Genomic DNA, 17,724 nt, shown 5'->3' with positions numbered 1-17,724 from the left:
AAACATCACATACACCGATAGCCTGGGGTTATAGCAGCTGAGGCTCCACTGACCCTGTAGGAGTGAGCTTGCTCGCGATCACGTTGGTGCATTCGCCACAGGTTCAGCGCGTGACTCTACGAATCGCGAGCAAGCCTCCTACGGGTTTCATCGGTCATCGCGAATCGCGAGCAAGCTCACTCCTACAGGTTTGGGGAGTGCGGGGAGGCAGCCATTACCAGAAACACTGTTTGCTATACCCTCCAGCTATCACCCTATCTTGAGTTTTGATTAGACGGTTATCGCTAAGCCTTCGATAGTGACGGCCAAGACCGGCGTTCTCACAGAAGACCGCCAACAATAAAAACAACAACACCGAGGTACGCACCCATGGCTCGCAGCAGCGCCGACGTGCATCTGTCCGCGACAGGTGAACCCTATGCCCCTCCCGTTTCCAGCGTCGCCAGTGCGACCAAGGCCAGTACGGTTCGCTGGCGCATCTTCGCAATCATCTTCGTCCTGACCATGGTCAACCTGATCGACCGCGTTTCGCTGTCCATCGCCATGCCGACCATCGCCAAGGAGTTCACCCTTTCTCCGGCCATGCAGGGCCTGATCCTCAGCAGCTTCTTCTGGGCCTATGCGCTGTTGCAGATCCCCGGCGGCTGGATGATCGACCGCTTTGGTCCGCGCCGGGTGATTACCTGGTCCACTGGCTTGTGGGGCACTTTCCAGGTGCTGGCAGGCTTTGCCACCGGCGGTGCGTCGCTGTTGTTCGCACGGATGTTCCTGGGTGCCGCCGAAGCACCGTTATTCCCGTCCGGCGGCAAGTTGATCTCGCTGTGGCTGGCGCCCAGCGAGCGCAGCCGGGGTGCGGTGATGATGGACAGTGGCAGCCCGCTGGGCGTGGCACTGGGTGGCTTGATCATCGCTTTCCTGATCGTGTCGCTGGATTCCTGGCGCTCGGCCTTTGTCATCGCCGGTGTCGCGACACTCTTGTTGGGCCTGTTGTCGTGGCGCTATCTGCGTGACGATCCGTCGGTTCATCCACAGGTCAATGAAGCGGAGCTGGCGAAAATCAACGCCGGTCGCGAAACCCCTGCCGCCGAAGCTGCACGGGCCAAGGTCAAGGGCCTGGGCATCGCCGCGCGCTCGCTGACCGGCCTGCTGATCGGCCGCTCGACATGGGCCATGGTCTATTTCGGCTTGCTGACCTGGGGCCCGAGTTATCTGGCCCAGGCACGCGGCTTCGATATCAAGGGCATCGGTTTTGCCACCTTCGTGATCTTTATCTGCGGCTCGCTCGGCTCGCTGACGGGCGGCTTCCTGTGCGATGGCCTGATTCGCAAGGGCGTGCGCCGTGGTCTTGCGGTCAAAGGCCTGCTGACCTTCTCCGGTGTCATCGCCCTGGGCGCGCTGCTGCTGTTACCGCATCTGAGCGACCCGATTGCTGCCGTTGCGCTACTGGCCATGACCGCGTTCTTCCTGATGTGGGGCAGCCTGTACTGGAGCTTCCCGGCATTGCTGGCGGCGCCGGCGCGGGTGGGGCTGATCGGCGGGGTGATGAACCTGGCGGGCAGCATCGGTGGGATCTTCGTGCCGATCCTGGTGGGCGTGATCCTGCAATACTTCGGCGGTTTCGGCGCGGTACTGGGGTTCTTCGCCATCTGCGCGGCGTTGTTCGTCCTCGCCACCTTGCTGATCAGCCTCGACGGGCAGCGTGAGGTGAGCAATGGCTGACCTGTACAGCGGGCCGATCGTCGATGCCCATCATCACTTCTGGGACCCGCAGACCAACTATCACCCTTGGCTCGCGGAGGGGGCCAACATCCCGTTTCGCTATGGAGACTACTCGGCGATCAAACGCCGCTATCTGCCGCCGGAATACTTCGCCGACGCCGGTGAGCATCACGTCGTGCAGACCGTCTACGTCGAGACTGAGTGGGACCCGAGCGATCCGATTGGCGAGACGCGTTTCATCGAACAGATCGCCGCGCGCTATGGGGTACCCAATGCAGTGGTGGCGCAGGCCTGGCTCGATCACCCGGATGCCATTGCGGTGCTCGCCGAGCAGGCATTGTTCACCAGCGTGCGCAGCGTGCGGCACAAGCCGGGCGGGCCGACTTCGCCGCAAGAGGTGGGCGAGCAACGCACGCTGATGAGCGATGAACACTGGCGCCGCAGCTACGCGACCCTGCACGACCTGGGCTTGCGCTTCGATCTGCAGACCCCCTGGTGGAACCTGCCGGAAGCCGAGCGCCTGGCGCAGGATTTCCCCACCACCACACTGATCCTCAACCACGCCGGGCTACCGTCCGATCGCAGTGAGGAAGGCCTTGCCGGTTGGCATGCGGCCATGGCCAGACTCGCCGAACAGCCCAACGTGGTGGTGAAGATTTCCGGGCTGGGGCAGCACGGCAAGCCGTGGCGCGTCGAGGACAACGCCTGGATCGTGCGCGAGATCATTGCCATGTTCGGCACCGAGCGCGCGATGTTCGCCAGCAATTTTCCGGTCGACAGCCTGTGTGGCTCGTTCGATGACATTTACAGCGGTTTCAAACACATCGTTCGTGATCTGCCGCGTGCCGATCAGGAGCGTCTTTTCTACAGCAACGCGCAACGCGTCTACCGTTGCGAACCGTGCGCCGTGGCACGTCCGTGGCAAGAACAGATGAGGAGTCAGGCATGAACAAAACCCGAATTGCGATGGTATTGGGTGACCCTGCGGGCATTGGCCCGGAACTGATCGCGCGCTTGCTCAGCGATGCCAAGGTGCGCAGCCAGGCGCACGTGCTGCTGATCGCCGACGAGGCAGAAATGCGTCGCGGCATGGACATCGCCGGTCTGTCGTTTCCCTATCGGCAGATCGACTCGCTGGACACCCTGGACTTCAGCGACGACACGCCGCTGTTCTACAACTTTCGCGGCGACACCGTGGGCGAATTCGTGCGCAGTGAAGCCAGCGCCATCGGTGGTCGCTACTGCCTCGACACCTTGAAGATCGCGGTCGAACTGACCGCCGCCAAGGTCACCAATGCGGTGTTGTTCGGCCCGCTGAACAAGACCTCGCTGCACATGGCCGGCATGGAGCATAACGACGAGTTGCACTGGTTCGCCGAGTTGCTGGGCTTCGACGGGCCGTTCTGCGAATTCAACGTGATGGACAAACTGTGGACCTCCCGCGTGACCTCTCACGTCGCGCTGTCGGCGGTGCCGGGCATGCTGACCCAGCAACGGGTAATCGAGGCGATCCGGTTGATCGATACCGCGCTCAAGCGCAATGGCCTGGCGGCGCCGCGCATCGGCGTGTGCGGCTTGAACCCGCACAACGGCGACAACGGCTCGTTCGGTCGCGAGGAAATCGACATCATCGGCCCGGCGGTCAAGACCGCTCAGGCACAGGGCATGCAGGCCGAAGGGCCGTATCCGGGGGACACGATCTTCTTGAAGGTGCAGGGCGACGCCAGCGCATTCGACGCGGTGGTGACCATGTACCACGACCAGGGCCAGATCGCGATCAAGCTGATGGGATTCTCGCGCGGGGTGACGGTGCAGGGTGGCCTGCCGATCCCGATCACCACCCCGGCTCACGGCACCGCATTCGACATCGCGGGGCAGGGCAAGGCCAATGTCGGCGCCATCGGCCAGGCCTTCGAAATCGCCTGCCGCATGGGCCAGAGCAACGTCTGATGGGGTGAAGGGTTAACGCTTCATAAACAGCCACGTTTTGACCGCAGGACGTTTTGATGAGCGTCTTGCGGTTTTTTTTGCCTGCGAGTTGGCGGCCGATTGCCCGGTGTTTGCAGATCCGCTTCTGCCGAAGGCGTGGGCGCCGGCCTGCTACAGCCTTATCCCTCCTATAACCCCTACGCCAGATAAGCCAATCGAGCGATCACCTCTGGCTATCACTGGATACGCATAAGTGATTAGCCGAAGCCCCTCACTGCTGGCTAAATTCCTTGCATCGATGTGCGGCGCAGAGCTGCCATGGCCCAGGCCCGACGCGTCGAATAACAACTACAAAAAGCCAGCCCCGCCCCATGTGGATGACTGGCACCTGAGGAACACACAGATGACAGCTCCTGTTTCTGCGCAGGCTCTTGAACGGGCCATTTCCAAAAGCCGGCTCCGCCTGCTGCCTTTCCTGATTCTCATGTACATCCTGGCCTTCATCGACCGCTCCAACGTCGGCTTTGCCAAGGCTGCGCTGGCCGCCGACACCGGGCTGGGCGATGCCGCATTCGCCTTCGGTGCGAGCATCTTCTTCATTGGTTATGCCTTCTTCGAGGTGCCGAGCAACTACATGCTGCACAAACTCGGCGCCAAGGTCTGGCTGTGCCGGATCATGGTCACATGGGGCCTGGTGTCGGCGGCGATGATGTTCGCCCACAGCGCCCAGACCTTCTACGTGCTGCGCTTTTTGCTGGGGGTGGCCGAAGCCGGTTTCTTCCCCGGCATCATTCTCTACCTCACCTATTGGTTTCCCTCCAAAAGCCGGGGTCAGGCGCTGGGTCTGTTCTACTTCGGCCTGCCGCTGGCACTGGTGCTCGGCAGCCCGCTGTCTGGCTGGCTGCTGGACTTCCACGGGGTGTTCGGCCTGACCAACTGGCAGTGGCTGTTCGTGGTCGAGGGCTTGATGGCTTCCGTGATCGGTATCGCCGCCTACTTCTACCTGGTCAATCGCCCTGCACAGGCTCGCTGGTTGAGCGACGAAGAAAAGACTGCACTGATTGGCGCGCTCACAGAAGAAGACGCAAGGAAGAAAGCCAGCCCGCATGGCTTCCTCGGTGCCTTGCGCAATGCTCGAGTGCTGAAGTTCTGCCTGGCGTATTTCACGATCCAGATGAGCGTCTACGGTGTGGTGTTCTATCTGCCGACCCGCATCGCCGGTCTGCTGGACGGCCACGTCGGCCTGAACGTCGGCCTGATCACCGCCATCCCGTGGATCTGTGCGCTGATCGTTACCCGCCTGATCACCCGCTACGCCGACCGCACCGGTCAGCACCGGCGTCTGGCCGTGTGCATGTTGACCATGGCAGCACTGGGCATTGCCGCCTCGGCCATGGGCACCAGCATGGTGCCGGTGGTGATCGCGTTCTGCTTTGCCGCAGCAGGCTTCGTTTCCGTGCAACCGCTGTTCTGGACCATCCCCACCAATTACCTCAGTGGCGCGGCGGCAGCGGGCGGCATTGCCTTGATCAACTCGATCGGCAACCTGGGCGGCTTCGTCGCGCCGAACCTGAAGACCATCATGGAAGCGAGCTACGGCGACCCGCGTGCCGGCATGTTCGCCCTGGCAGCGGTGGGCATCCTCGGCGCCATTCTGATTTCCCGTTTGAAGCAACACGACACACCGGCTTCTCCAACTCCGCTGACCCCTGTGCAGGTTGGCTGATCTCAATTCAAGCAGTGGCTATAAAGGAATCGTATTCATGAAAATCAAGGCAATCCGTACCCGCGTCTTCGAATGGAAAGGCAAAGTCGTGCCACCTCAGGCGCACTTCTGCACCAACGCCAGCGACATTCTTTTCGAGCGCGGCGATGCCATGGGCTCCTTCCGGTTTCACGGCTGGCTGGTGGTTGAAGTCGAGACCGACAACGGCATCGTCGGCATTGGTAACTGCGCATTGGCACCGCGTGTGGCCAAGGAAATCATCGACACCTACCTGGCGCCGATCGCCATCGGTGAAGACCCGTTCGACAACGAATACATCTGGCAGAAAATGTACCGTCAGACCCACGCCTGGGGCCGCAAGGGCATCGGCATGGCCGCCATTTCGGCGATCGACATCGCCATCTGGGACATCATGGGCAAGGCGGTGAACAAGCCGGTGTTCAAACTGCTCGGCGGGCGCACCAAGGAAAAAATCTGGACCTACGCCTCCAAGCTTTACGCCAACGACAACCTGGACCTGTTCCTTGAGGAAGCCCAGGGCTATCTGAGCCAGGGTTTCACGGCGATGAAAATGCGCTTCGGCTACGGTCCCAAAGATGGCCCTGCCGGCATGCGCAAGAACATCGAGCAGGTCCGCGCGCTGCGTGAGCTGACCGGCCCGGATGTCGACATCATGCTCGAGTGCTACATGGGCTGGACCCTGGAATACGCCCGCCGCATGCTGCCCAAACTGGCCGAGTTCGAGCCGCGCTGGCTGGAAGAGCCGGTGATTGCCGATGACCTTGAAGGCTACGCGGAGCTCAAGAAGATGGGCATCATGCCGATCTCCGGCGGCGAGCACGAGTTCACCTCCTATGGCTTCAAGGACATGCTCGAGCGCCGCGCCGTCGACGTGATCCAGTACGACACCAACCGCGTCGGCGGCATCACCGCAGCGCGCAAGATCAACGCGATGGCCGAAGCCTGGTCGGTGCCGGTCATTCCCCACGCCGGCCAGATGCACAACTACCACCTGACCATGTCCACCACCGCCTCGCCGATGGCCGAGTTCTTCCCGGTATTCGACGTCGAGGTCGGCAACGAATTGTTCTACTACGTGTTCAAGGGCGAGCCTGCGCCGGTCAACGGCTACATCCAGCTGGACGACAACAAGCCGGGCCTGGGCCTGGAAATCTCCGATGAGTACCTGAGCGAGTTCAACATTATCGAGTGATGTCCCGGCAGATCGCGCGTCGTCTGATGCTGCGATCTGCTGTTGGTTCTGCCCGAAGGGCGTAGGAGCAAGCTTGCTCGCGATCTGGCGCGAAGCGGCAGTAAAACCTGTCATTGCGTTGTGTCAGACGAAACTCGATCGCAGGATTCACGACTGCTGCGCAGCCGATCGCGAGCAAGCTGCGTTCCCACGCCCTGCACAGAAGCCAGATCGCATGCCCATTTACGGAGAGAAACAATGCGCCTGATTCAATTCGAAAACAGCCAGGGACAACGCCAGGTCGGCGTCGTCGAGGGCTCGCAGGTCAATGTTGTACGCAATACCGCAAGCACCCGCGAACTGGCCCTGGCGGCGATTCGCAGCCAGCACAGCCTGGAAGCTGAAGTTCAGAGCCGCGGCAGCGAGCCGGGCCCTGAGTACGCAGGTCTGTTGCAAAACGGTCAGATCCTGCCACCGCTGGACCATCAGGACCCGGCCCACTGCCTGATCAGCGGCACCGGTCTGACGCACCTTGGCAGCGCCTCTGCGCGCGACAAGATGCATCAGCACGACGGCCAGGTCGAAGCCGGCATGACCGACACCATGAAGATCTTCAAATGGGGCATCGAAGGCGGCAAACCTGCGCAAGGCCAGGTCGGTGCTCAACCGGAGTGGTTCTACAAGGGCGACGGCAGCATTGTCGTGCGCCCCGGTGCGGACTTCCCGGTGCCGGCCTTTGCCGAAGACGCCGGTGAGGAACCGGAGCTGACCGGGCTTTACGTCATCGGCGACGATGGCCAGCCCTACCGTCTGGGTTATGCACTGGGCAACGAGTTCTCCGACCACGTCATGGAACGCCGCAATTACCTGTACCTGGCTCACTCTAAATTGCGTTATTGCGCTTACGGGCCGGAGCTGCGGGTGGGCGAATTGCCGCGTCATCTATCGGGCATGAGCCGGATCAAGCGCAACGGCGAGGTGATCTGGGAGAAGGAATTTCTCAGCGGCGAGGACAACATGTGCCACAGCCTGGCCAACCTTGAATATCACCACTTCAAGTACGCGCAGTTTCTGCGACCCGGCGATGTCCACATTCACTACTTCGGCACCGCGACCCTGTCGTTTGCCGATGGCGTGAAAACCCAGCCCGGCGATCGCTTCGAGATCAGTCTCGACGCTTTTGGCGCGCCGCTGGAAAACGGTATCGGTGAAGGGCCGCGTCCTGTGGCGATCGGTCAGATCAAAGCGCTTTAAAGGAATCTCTGATGTCTTCGAATCTCGGACACAACTTCATCGGCGGCCAGCGCAGCGCGCAAGGCTCCGTGCAGCTGCACAGCCTCGATGCCAGCACCGGTGAAGCGTTGCCGCATGCCTTCGTGCAAGCGACTGAAGCGGAAGTCGACGCGGCCGCCAAGGCAGCTGCGGCGGCTTTCCCGATCTACCGCAACCTGCCAGCCGAACAACGCGCGCAGTTCCTCGATGCCATTGCCGATGAACTGGATGCGCTGGGTGATGATTTCGTCGCCACTGTCTGCCGCGAGACGGCGCTGCCAGCCGGGCGTATCCAAGGTGAGCGCGGGCGCACCAGCGGGCAGATGCGTCTGTTCGCCAAGGTGCTGCGACGTGGCGACTTTCACGGTGCCCGCATCGACCGAGCGTTGCCCGATCGTCAGCCGCTGCCGCGTCCGGATTTGCGTCAATGCCGTATCGGCGTGGGTCCCGTGGCGGTGTTCGGCGCCAGCAATTTCCCCTTAGCGTTCTCCACTGCTGGTGGCGATACCGCCTCGGCGCTGGCGGCCGGCTGCCCGGTGATCGTCAAGGCCCACAGCGGCCATATGGCCACGGCTGAACGGGTCGCCGAAGCCGTGAGCCGCGCTGCCGAACGTACCGGTATGCCAAAGGGCGTATTCAGCATGATCTTCGGCAACGGCGTGGGCGAATGGCTGGTCAGGCATCCGCTGATACAGGCGGTGGGCTTTACTGGCTCGCTGCGCGGCGGCAATGCGTTGGTGAAAATGGCGTCCGAGCGGGCGCAGCCGATTCCGGTGTTTGCCGAGATGTCGAGCATCAATCCGGTGTTCGTATTGCCTCAGGCGCTTGAGGCGCGTGGTGAGAAGATTGCCTCGGAGCTGGCGGCTTCGGTGACCTTGGGTTGTGGGCAGTTCTGCACCAACCCCGGTTTGGTGATCGGTCTGCGTTCGCCTGCGTTCAGCCGTTTTCTCGAGCAGCTGAGCGCCAACATGAACGATCAGGCGCCGCAGACCATGCTCAACGCCGGCGGATTGGTCAGCTACAGCAAGGGCCTGGAGCATTTGCACGGGCACGCCGGTGTGTCCCACCTTGCCGGTAGCCCACAACATGGCAGTCAGGCGCAGCCGCAGTTGTTCAAGGCCGATGTCAGTTTGCTGCTCAATGGCGACGCGCTGTTACAGGAGGAGGTGTTCGGGCCGACCACCATCGTCATCGAGGTCCAAGACCAGGCGACGCTCAAGGCCGCGCTGGCAGGTTTGCGCGGGCAACTGACGGCGACCGTGATCGGTGAGGCCGATGAGCTGGCAAGCCATGCCTGGCTGATGAACGCCCTACAGGAAAAAGTCGGACGGGTGCTGCTCAACGGTTACCCGACCGGCGTCGAGGTGTGCGACGCAATGGTTCACGGTGGCCCTTATCCGGCGACGTCGGACTCGCGTGGCACCTCGGTGGGTACGCTGGCCATCGACCGTTTCCTGCGCCCGGTGTGCTTCCAGAATTACCCGGATGCGCTGTTGCCAGAAGCGCTGCAGAACGCCAACCCGCTGAAGATCCGGCGATTGGTGGATGGGGATATCACCGATTCAGCGCTGTAGGAAGGCGAGGATGGTCGGAGCCTGTCGCTGTGAACCTTGATTGCTGCCACGCTCTGCGTGGTAGCGGCTTGCCGGACGCTCCGCGTCGCCTGTGGTGACGTGGAACGTCATGGCCTGCACCCGGGAGCGTGGGACCGGTCAATCGCGAGCAAGCTCACTCCTACAGGGGGCTGATCAGCCGAGGTCGATCAAACCCGCGCTGTCTGCTTTTCGGTCACTTCGGCCGGCGATGCGTCGGCGAAGTGGTTCACCTGACGCAACGCCTTGAAGCCCCACATCCAGGTGCCGACCACCCCCAGCGTACACAGGCCGCCGATGATCGCGGCAGGCACTGCGCCCCATAGCGCGGCGCTGCTGCCTGCGCGGAATTCGCCCAGTTCGTTGGATGAGCCGATGAACAGCATGTTCACCGCGTTGACCCGCCCACGCATGTCGTCCGGGGTGGAGAACTGCACCAGTGTCGAGCGGATGTAGACGCTGACCATGTCCGCCGCACCGGCAATCATCAGCGCCAGCAACGACAACCAGAACAGCGTCGACAGGGCGAACACCAGATTGGCCAGGCCAAATACCGCCACCGCGATGAACATCACCAGGCCGACGTTGCGGTCGAACGGTCGCACGCTTAGATACAGCCCCGTGCCGACCTCGCCCAGGCTCATGGCGCTGCGCAACGCGCCCAGCCCTTGTGGACCCAGGTGCAGGACTTCGTGGGCGTAGATCGGCAACAACGCCACCACGCCGCCGAGCAGCACGGCGAACAGGTCCAGCGAGATGGTGCCCAGGATGATTGGCCGCGAGCGGATGAAGGCAATGCCTGCGGTGAAGCGTTTCCAGGCAGTGGATTCGAGAATCTGCTTCTTGCCGGCGTACAGCACCGGGACGCGGATCAGCAGCAGCACGCCGGCGATGAAGCTGGCCATGCACACCGAATAGGTCAGGCCACCGCCGCCGGCCGCATACAGACCGCCACCGACCAGAGGCCCGGCGATGGTGGCAATGCGCATGATCATGCTGTTGGTGGCAATCGCCGAGGCCAGTTTTTCCCGAGGCACTACCTGGGGCAGCAGGCTTTGCAGTGCAGGGCCGGTGAAGGCGCGAGCACAGCCGAACAGCGCCAGCGTGGCGTAGATCAGGCGGGTGTCTTGATGATGGGTGACGGAAAACAGCATCAGCATCAGGCTGCACACGGCTTGCACCGACCAACTGATGGTCAGGATCAGTTTGCGGTCGTAGCGGTCGATCAGATCGCCGGCGGGCATCAGCAACAGCAACATCGGGATGAACTGCGCAAGCCCCACATACGCCAGGGAAATCGGGCTGCGGGTCATGTCGTAGACCTGCCAGGCCACGACCACGGCCTGAATCTGCATGGCGAACACAGCGGCGAGGCGGGCGGTCAGAAAGGCGAAGAAACCGGGCTGCCGAAGCACGCTCTCAGAGGTGGATTCGGAACGTGATGCGGGCGATTCGGAACTCAAGGCAGGACATCCATCGAAGCGAAAGACGGCCCAGTGTTATACACCTGTAAGCAGGTATATGCCTCTTACTGTCAGAAATTTAATCATCGGTGATGAGGCATTGATGATTGGACATGGCGCGCGCGTGCGCTGCACCACCCTGTAGGAGTGAGCTTGCTCGCGATTGGCCATCTCAGGCGACATCCATATGTCGAATGTACCGACGAGATCGCGAGCAAGCTCACTCCTACAGTTAGCGCCGCACCAGCGTGTGATCGTTCCCACGCTCTGCGTGCCGAACGATCATCGGCCGGAAGCAGGCCTCAGCGCCGGACCAGCAACACGCCCGACTCCATATGGTGGGTATAGGGGAACTGGTCGAACAGCGCGCAGCGCTCCACCCGGTGGGTGTCGTGCAGTTGCGCGATGTTGGCGGCCAGGGTTTCCGGGTTGCAGGAAATGTACAGGATGCGCTCGAAACGTCGGGTCAGCTCGCAGGTGTCGGGGTCCATGCCCGCGCGCGGCGGGTCGACGAAGACACTGCCGAAGTCGTAGCTTTTCAGGTCGACACCGGCCAGACGGCGGAATGGACGTATATCGTTCAGCGCCTCGGTCAGTTCTTCAGCCGACAGACGCACCAGCGAGACGTTATCCACAGCGTTGTCCGCCAGGTTGCTCAAGGCGGCGTTGACCGAGGTCTTGCTGATCTCGGTGGCCAGCACCTTGCGCACGCGGGTCGCCAGCGGCAGGGTGAAGTTGCCGTTGCCGCAGTACAGCTCCAGCAGGTCGTCGTCACGCTCGCCCAACGCTTCATAGGCCCAGCTCAGCATCTTCTGATTCACCGTGCCGTTGGGCTGGGTGAATGCGCCTTCCGGCTGGCGATAGCTGAAGGTACGCCCGGCAACGTCCAGTTGTTCAGTCACGTAGTCACGGCCGATCACCAGGCGCTGGCCCTTGGAGCGACCGATGACACTGACCTTCAGCTCCGCTGCCAGTTGCTCGGCTTCCAGCGTCCAGGCGTCGTCCAGCGGGCGGTGATAACACAGGGTGATCATGCCGTCACCGGCCAGCGTGGTCAGAAAATCGACCTGGAACAGCTTGTGATTGAGCGTCTTGCTGGCTTCCCAACGGTCGCGCAGCACCGGCATCAGCGCGTTGATCTGCTGGCTGGCGATGGGGAAATCATTGATCAGGATCGGCGTGTGCTTGTCGCCCGGGGTGAACATCGCGTAATGACGCTTGCCGTCGTCGCGCCACAGACGGAATTCGGCGCGCAGGCGGTAATGCTCGCGCGGTGAGTCGAATACCTGTGGCTCGGGAGCACCGAACGGCGCCAGCAGCTCGCGCAGCCGATCGGCTTTTTCGTCGAGCTGACGGCTGTAGCTTGCGGGGTCGAAGGTAGAACTCATGGGTAGAAGCCCAGCTTGATCACGAACAGGATCGACAGCACCACCAGTGCCGAATTCAGCTCACGGCCGCGTCCCGACAACAGCTTGATGACTGTCCAGGAAATGAAGCCGAAGGCGATGCCGTTGGCGATGGAGTAGGTGAACGGCATCGCCAGCGCGGTGATCACCACAGGCGCCGCTTCGGTGATGTCGTCCCAGTTGATTTCCGCCAGCCCCGAGGTCATCAGCACCGCGACGAACAGCAGCGCAGGCGCAGTGGCGTATGCCGGTACGCTGCCTGCCAGGGGGGCGAAGAACAGCGCCAGCAAGAACAACACGGCAACCACGATGGCCGTCAGACCGGTACGGCCGCCAGCACTGACGCCTGCGGCCGACTCGATGTAGCTGGTGGTGGTCGAGGTGCCCAGCAGGGAACCGGCCATGGCGGCGGTGCTGTCGGCGATCAGCGCACGGCCCATTTTCGGCATGTGGCCGTCCTTGCCCATCAGGCCCGCGCGCTTGGCGACGCCGATCAGGGTGCCCGAGTTGTCGAACAGATCGACGAACAGGAACGAGAAGATCACGCTGGTCAGACCGATGTTCAGGGCGCCAACGATGTCCAGTTGCAGGAAGGTCGGAGCCAGCGAAGGCGGCATCGACACCACGCCGCCGAAGGGCGAGAAGCCCAGCACGATGGAGATGATGGTCACCGCCAGGATGCCGATCAGCACCGCGCCGCGCACTTTCAGGGCTTCCAGTGCCACGATCAGGGCAAAACCGAGCGCCGCCAGCACCGGTGCCGGTTTGGCCAGGTCGCCCAGACCGACCATGGTCGCCGGGTTGCTGACGACGATTCCGGCGTTATGCAGGGCGATCAGCGCCAGGAACAGGCCGATACCCGCGGCAATCGCCGAACGCAGCGGCAGCGGGATGCTGTTGATGATCCACTCGCGAATGCGAAAGATCGACAGCAGGAAGAACATCACCGCCGAGATGAACACCGCGCCCAGCGCCACTTGCCAGGTGTGGCCCATGTGCAGGACCACGGTGTAGGTAAAGAACGCGTTCAGGCCCATGCCCGGTGCCAGCGCGATCGGGTAGTTGGCGATCAGGCCCATGACCGTGGAGCCGATGGCGGCAGCCAGACAGGTCGCGACGAACACTGCGCCTTTGTCCATGCCGGTCTCGCCGAGGATGCTCGGGTTGACGAACAGGATGTAGGCCATGGCCAGGAACGTGGTGACCCCGGCCAGGATTTCGGTGCGCACATTGGTGTCATGTGCCTTGAGTTGAAACAGCCGCTCCAGCATGTGTGGCTCCCCGGTGACGCATCGCGCCATTAATGAAATCGACTAAAACAGCAAAGCACAGCCAGCCGAAACAGCCTGCACAAATTCTGCCAGTCACAAAAAGCCGCGCATCATACCAGCGTCCCCGGGGAAAGGCTGCTGGCGTTGATCGGCCGCTGCGCAGCCGATTGTGACCGCTGTAGCCGTCCGGCTTGCCGGCGCTGACACTCATGCGATTGCCAGCGCCGGCAAGCCGTGCTGCTGGAGGGGCCAGGGCAGGCCTGCAGCTGACGGCCTGGCGAGGCTCGCTCATCACAAAGCCTGAACGTTTGCCGAAATCTGCAAGTCGTACCTCTTGATGGACATGTCAGAAGACGCAGAGCGAGCACCACAGCAACTGCGCTGATCGAGTACCTACCGTGAGGTTTCCCATGAGCGCGACGAACACCAACACCTTTGCGGAGCATTCCATTGCTCTGACACTCAATGGCCAGCCCAGGCAGTTGAATGTACAACCCTGGACGACTTTGCTGGACCTGCTGCGCGAGCAGCTGGATCTGGTGGGAACCAAGAAGGGCTGTGATCATGGCCAGTGCGGCGCGTGCACGGTGTTGCGCGACGGCAAACGGATCAACGCCTGCCTGACCCTGGCGATCATGTGCGACGGTGCCGACCTGACCACCATCGAAGGGCTGGCCGAAGGCGATGTGCTGCATCCGATGCAGCAGGCCTTCATCAAACATGACGCCTTCCAGTGCGGCTACTGCACCCCGGGGCAGATCTGTTCCGCAGTGGGGCTGGCCAATGAGGGCCGGGCGAAAACCGACGGCGAGATCAAGGAGCTGATGAGCGGCAACCTGTGCCGCTGCGGCGCTTACAGCAATATTCGCGCGGCGGTAGTGGAAGTCCTGCCACAGATGAGCGGCGCACCTGATCAGGGAGGGCGCAACGCATGAATCCCTTCAGCTATAGCAAACCGCTCGATGTGGGACAGGCGGTCAACCTGGCCGGCCCTGCCAGTCGCTTCATTGCAGGGGGCACCAATCTGCTCGACCTGATGAAGGAAAACGTCGCCCGGCCCGAGCATCTGATCGACATTACCGGCCTGCCATTGAAAGAAGTACGCCAGACCGAAAGTGGCGGGGTAATGATTGGCGCCCTGGTGAGCAACGCCGACCTGGCCTGGCATCCGCTGATCGAGAGCCGCTATGCGTTGCTCTCCCAAGCCGTGCTGGCAGGTGCTTCGCCGCAACTGCGCAATATGGCCAGCACCGGTGGCAATCTTCTGCAGCGCACCCGTTGCTACTACTTCTATGACTCGAACGTGCCCTGCAACAAGCGCGAACCGGGCAGCGGCTGCCCGGCCAAGGACGGGCTGAACCGGATTCACGCCATTCTCGGTGCCAGTGACCAATGCGTGGCGACCCATCCCTCGGACATGTGCGTGGCCCTGGCCGCGCTTGAGGCGGTGGTGCATGTGCAAGGCCGCGCCGGTAAACGCAGCATCGAATTCGCTGATTTTCATCGCCTGCCGGAGGACTCCCCGGAGCGGGACAATCAACTGGCGGACGATGAGCTGATCACCGCTGTCGAACTGCCACCTGCGCGTTTTGCCGGGCACAGCCATTACCTGAAGATCCGCGACCGTGCCTCTTATGCCTTTGCCCTGGTCTCCGTGGCCGCAGCACTGGAGCTCGATGGCGATGTCATCAGTGACGTGCGTCTGGCGCTGGGTGGTGTGGCGCACAAACCGTGGCGCGACAAGGCGGTGGAGCAGTCGCTGATCGGCAAGCAGGTGTCACGGGAAAACCTTGTGGCGGCCGCCGATGCGATGCTGCGAGACGCCCAGCCGCTTGCGCACAATGCATTCAAGATCAAGTTGGCACGCCGCGCGATTGTCCGCGCGCTGAGCGACGCGGCCGTGGGAGGGAAAGTCTGATGAACGCGAACACTCCAGCTTTCGGAAAAGCGTCCCCCGTCGGGCAGCCGCTGGACCGGGTCGACGGTCATCTCAAGGTGACCGGCCAGGCACGCTATGCCGGTGAATACCCAGAGCGTGGTCTGCTGCATGGCAGCGTGGTGTCCAGCAGCATTGCCTGTGGCCGGGTGGTCAGCATCGATACTTCAGAGGCGCTGCGGGTGCCCGGCGTGGTGGCGGTCATCGACCACACCAACCGGCCGCACGTGGCCAGTTACGACAAGGATTACGAAGACGCGGATTCGGCCACGGGCTCGCCGTTTCGTCCGCTGTATAACGACCGGGTGCTGTATAGCGGGCAACCGCTGGCCCTGGTGGTGGCGCACACCCTTGAGCTGGCGCGCCACGCCGGGTCGCTGGTACGCATCGAGTACGAAACCCAGGCGCACCAGACCGATCTGCTTCTCGCGCAGGACAGCGCCCACCCCGCGCCGGCTGAAACCCCGAAACCTCGCGGCGATTTCGCCGCGCAGTTTGCCGCTGCGGCGGTGACCGTGGATGCCCATTACAGCACCCCCAACGAGCATCACAACCCCATGGAGCCGCATGCCTCGACCGTGTTGTATCGCGACGATGGCAGCCTGGACATCCACGACAAGACCCAGGGCACGCAGAACTGTCAGGACTACCTGCACAAGGTTTTCGGCCTGGAAAAAGACCGGATACGCATCCTCGCGGCGTTTGTCGGCGGGGCATTCGGCTCGGGCCTGCGCCCGCAGTATCAGTTGCCGCTGGCGGTAATGGCGGCGCTGCAACTCAAGCGCTCGGTGCGCGTGACCCTGACCCGCCAGCAGATGTTCACCTTCGGCTACCGCCCGAACACCTTGCAGCAGCTGCGGCTGGGGGCGTCCGCCGATGGCCGGCTGCAGGCTGTCGGCCATGACGTGATCGGCCAGACCTCGCGCTTTGAAGACTTCACCGAACACGTGGTCGAGTGGAGCGGCATGCTCTACCAGTGCGACAACGTGCAATTGACCTACAAGTTGGCGCCGCTGGACGTCTATACCCCGCTGGACATGCGTGCGCCCGGGGCAACGTCGGGCATGGTCGGTCTGGAATGCGCCATGGACGAACTGGCCTGCGCACTGGGCATCGATCCGGTGCAATTGCGGGTGATCAACTTCGCAGCGCGCAATGGCAACGAGGACAAGCCCTACTCGAGCAAGGAGTTGCGCGCCTGCTATGAGCAAGGCGCCGAACGGTTTGGCTGGAGCAAGCGCAATCCGGAACCGCGCAGCATGCGTCAGGACCGCCAACTGGTGGGTTGGGGCATGGCGGGCGGCGTCTGGGAAGCGATGCAGATGAAAGCCAGCGCCAAGGCCAGTGTCGATGCGACCGGCAAACTGACAGTCAGCAGCGCTACCACGGACATCGGCACCGGCACCTACACGGTCATGACCCAGATCGCGGCCGAAGCGGCGGGCGTCACGCCCCAGGATGTCACCTTCGTGCTGGGGGATTCCTCGCTGCCGACCGCGCCGTTGCAAGGCGGCTCATTTACCGTGTCCTCGGTGGGCACGGCGGTGCAACAGGCCTGCCGGGCGCTGCGGGCAAAACTGCTGGACGCGGTGCGCATGGCCCATCCGCAGTTTGCGGTCGTGGACATGCAGGACGTCGGCTTTGGTGATGGCTACCTGCACATTGAAGACCAGCGATTTGCCTATGGCGATATCGTCCGCGAATCCTCCCATGACGTGCTGGAAGTGCAGATCGATGCCGAACCGGACAAGAAACGCGAAGGCTACGCCACCGCTACGCACTCGGCGGTGTTCGTCGAAGTGCTGGTCGATGAGGATCTGGGCAGCATCCGGGTCAATCGGGTAGTCAGCGCGATTGCGGCGGGCAGGGTGGTCAACCCGAAGACCGCAGGCAGCCAGATTCTGGGCGGTGTGGTGTGGGGTATCAGTCAAGCGTTACAGGAAGAAACCCAGACCGATCACAACCTGGGTCGCTTCATGAACCACAGTCTGGCCGAGTACCACATTCCAGTGAACGCCGACATTGGCGACATTGAGGTGATATTCGTCGAGGAAAACGACGAGATCGTCAATGAGCTAGGCTCCAAGGGCGTGGGCGAGATAGGCATCGTCGGAGTGGCGTCGGCCATCGCCAATGCGATCTATCACGCAACCGGCAAGCGAGTGCGCGAGTTTCCCATCACCCTGGATAAGGTCCTCTAGACCGCCGCAGCGCTGAA

General features: G+C 62.4%; 13 protein-coding genes. 10 read left to right on the top strand and 3 right to left on the bottom strand.

Annotated features, from left to right (window positions below; genetic code table 11):
* Positions 1–369 precede the first annotated feature (369 nt).
* The 7 genes from ACI2KS_RS27560 to ACI2KS_RS27530 all read left to right on the top strand — a co-directional run bounded on the left by ACI2KS_RS27560 (position 370) and on the right by ACI2KS_RS27530 (position 9,412).
* Positions 370–1,719 carry an MFS transporter gene (locus tag ACI2KS_RS27560; protein ID WP_404624196.1) on the top strand — a complete coding sequence of 450 codons (1,350 nt, stop codon included), beginning with the start codon at positions 370–372 and terminating at the stop codon, positions 1,717–1,719.
* Entirely contained in the window at positions 1,712–2,668 is a 957-nt protein-coding gene (locus ACI2KS_RS27555) for an amidohydrolase family protein (RefSeq protein ID WP_404624195.1), read from the top strand. Before ACI2KS_RS27560 ends, ACI2KS_RS27555 begins: the two co-directional genes overlap by 8 nt.
* Entirely contained in the window at positions 2,665–3,669 is a 1,005-nt protein-coding gene (locus ACI2KS_RS27550; RefSeq protein ID WP_404624194.1) for a 4-hydroxythreonine-4-phosphate dehydrogenase PdxA, read from the top strand. The genes ACI2KS_RS27555 and ACI2KS_RS27550 overlap by 4 nt, the downstream gene beginning before the upstream one ends.
* A gap of 382 nt (positions 3,670–4,051) precedes the next feature.
* Positions 4,052–5,374, top strand: coding sequence for an MFS transporter (locus tag ACI2KS_RS27545; protein WP_404624193.1), 1,323 nt, complete (start codon positions 4,052–4,054; stop codon positions 5,372–5,374).
* Positions 5,375–5,411: 37 nt separating this feature from the next.
* Positions 5,412–6,587, top strand: a complete 1,176-nt coding sequence (locus ACI2KS_RS27540; RefSeq protein WP_404624192.1) for an L-rhamnonate dehydratase — start codon at positions 5,412–5,414, stop codon at positions 6,585–6,587.
* A 237-nt stretch (positions 6,588–6,824) separates the two neighbouring features.
* Entirely contained in the window at positions 6,825–7,820 is a 996-nt protein-coding gene (gene araD1 / locus ACI2KS_RS27535; protein ID WP_404624191.1) for an AraD1 family protein, read from the top strand.
* 11 nt (positions 7,821–7,831) lie between these two features.
* The gene (locus ACI2KS_RS27530) at positions 7,832–9,412 is read left to right on the top strand and encodes an aldehyde dehydrogenase (NADP(+)) (protein ID WP_404624190.1); all 1,581 of its coding nucleotides are present in this window, start codon (positions 7,832–7,834) and stop codon (positions 9,410–9,412) included.
* A 188-nt stretch (positions 9,413–9,600) separates the two neighbouring features.
* Here the strand turns inward: ACI2KS_RS27530 and ACI2KS_RS27525 are convergent, their stop codons facing one another.
* From ACI2KS_RS27525 to ACI2KS_RS27515, 3 genes are all read right to left on the bottom strand, one after another.
* Positions 9,601–10,893 carry an MFS transporter gene (locus tag ACI2KS_RS27525; RefSeq protein ID WP_404624189.1) on the bottom strand — a complete coding sequence of 431 codons (1,293 nt, stop codon included), beginning with the start codon at positions 10,891–10,893 and terminating at the stop codon, positions 9,601–9,603.
* 302 nt (positions 10,894–11,195) lie between these two features.
* Positions 11,196–12,281 (bottom strand): tRNA (uridine(54)-C5)-methyltransferase TrmA, encoded by a 1,086-nt coding sequence (gene trmA / locus ACI2KS_RS27520; protein ID WP_404624188.1) that lies wholly within the window; start codon positions 12,279–12,281, stop codon positions 11,196–11,198.
* Positions 12,278–13,570, bottom strand: a complete 1,293-nt coding sequence (locus tag ACI2KS_RS27515; protein WP_404624187.1) for an NCS2 family permease — start codon at positions 13,568–13,570, stop codon at positions 12,278–12,280. Before ACI2KS_RS27515 ends, trmA begins: the two co-directional genes overlap by 4 nt.
* 410 nt (positions 13,571–13,980) lie before the next feature.
* Between ACI2KS_RS27515 and ACI2KS_RS27510 the strand changes: the two genes are divergently transcribed.
* Genes ACI2KS_RS27510 through ACI2KS_RS27500 form a run of 3 tightly spaced genes read left to right on the top strand, consistent with a single transcriptional unit; the run spans position 13,981 to position 17,707 of the window.
* Positions 13,981–14,505: a (2Fe-2S)-binding protein gene (locus ACI2KS_RS27510; protein ID WP_404624186.1), complete on the top strand. Its 525-nt coding sequence runs from the start codon at positions 13,981–13,983 to the stop codon at positions 14,503–14,505.
* Positions 14,502–15,488: an FAD binding domain-containing protein gene (locus ACI2KS_RS27505; RefSeq protein ID WP_404624185.1), complete on the top strand. Its 987-nt coding sequence runs from the start codon at positions 14,502–14,504 to the stop codon at positions 15,486–15,488. Before ACI2KS_RS27510 ends, ACI2KS_RS27505 begins: the two co-directional genes overlap by 4 nt.
* Positions 15,488–17,707: a xanthine dehydrogenase family protein molybdopterin-binding subunit gene (locus tag ACI2KS_RS27500; protein ID WP_404624184.1), complete on the top strand. Its 2,220-nt coding sequence runs from the start codon at positions 15,488–15,490 to the stop codon at positions 17,705–17,707. The genes ACI2KS_RS27505 and ACI2KS_RS27500 overlap by 1 nt, the downstream gene beginning before the upstream one ends.
* Positions 17,708–17,724 lie beyond the last annotated feature (17 nt).

The organism is Pseudomonas sp. NPDC087358 (assembly GCF_044900785.1).
GTDB lineage: Bacteria > Pseudomonadota > Gammaproteobacteria > Pseudomonadales > Pseudomonadaceae > Aquipseudomonas.
Note: the sequence above shows the minus strand (reverse complement) of the source record. Positions and strands in the feature narration are given on the sequence as shown.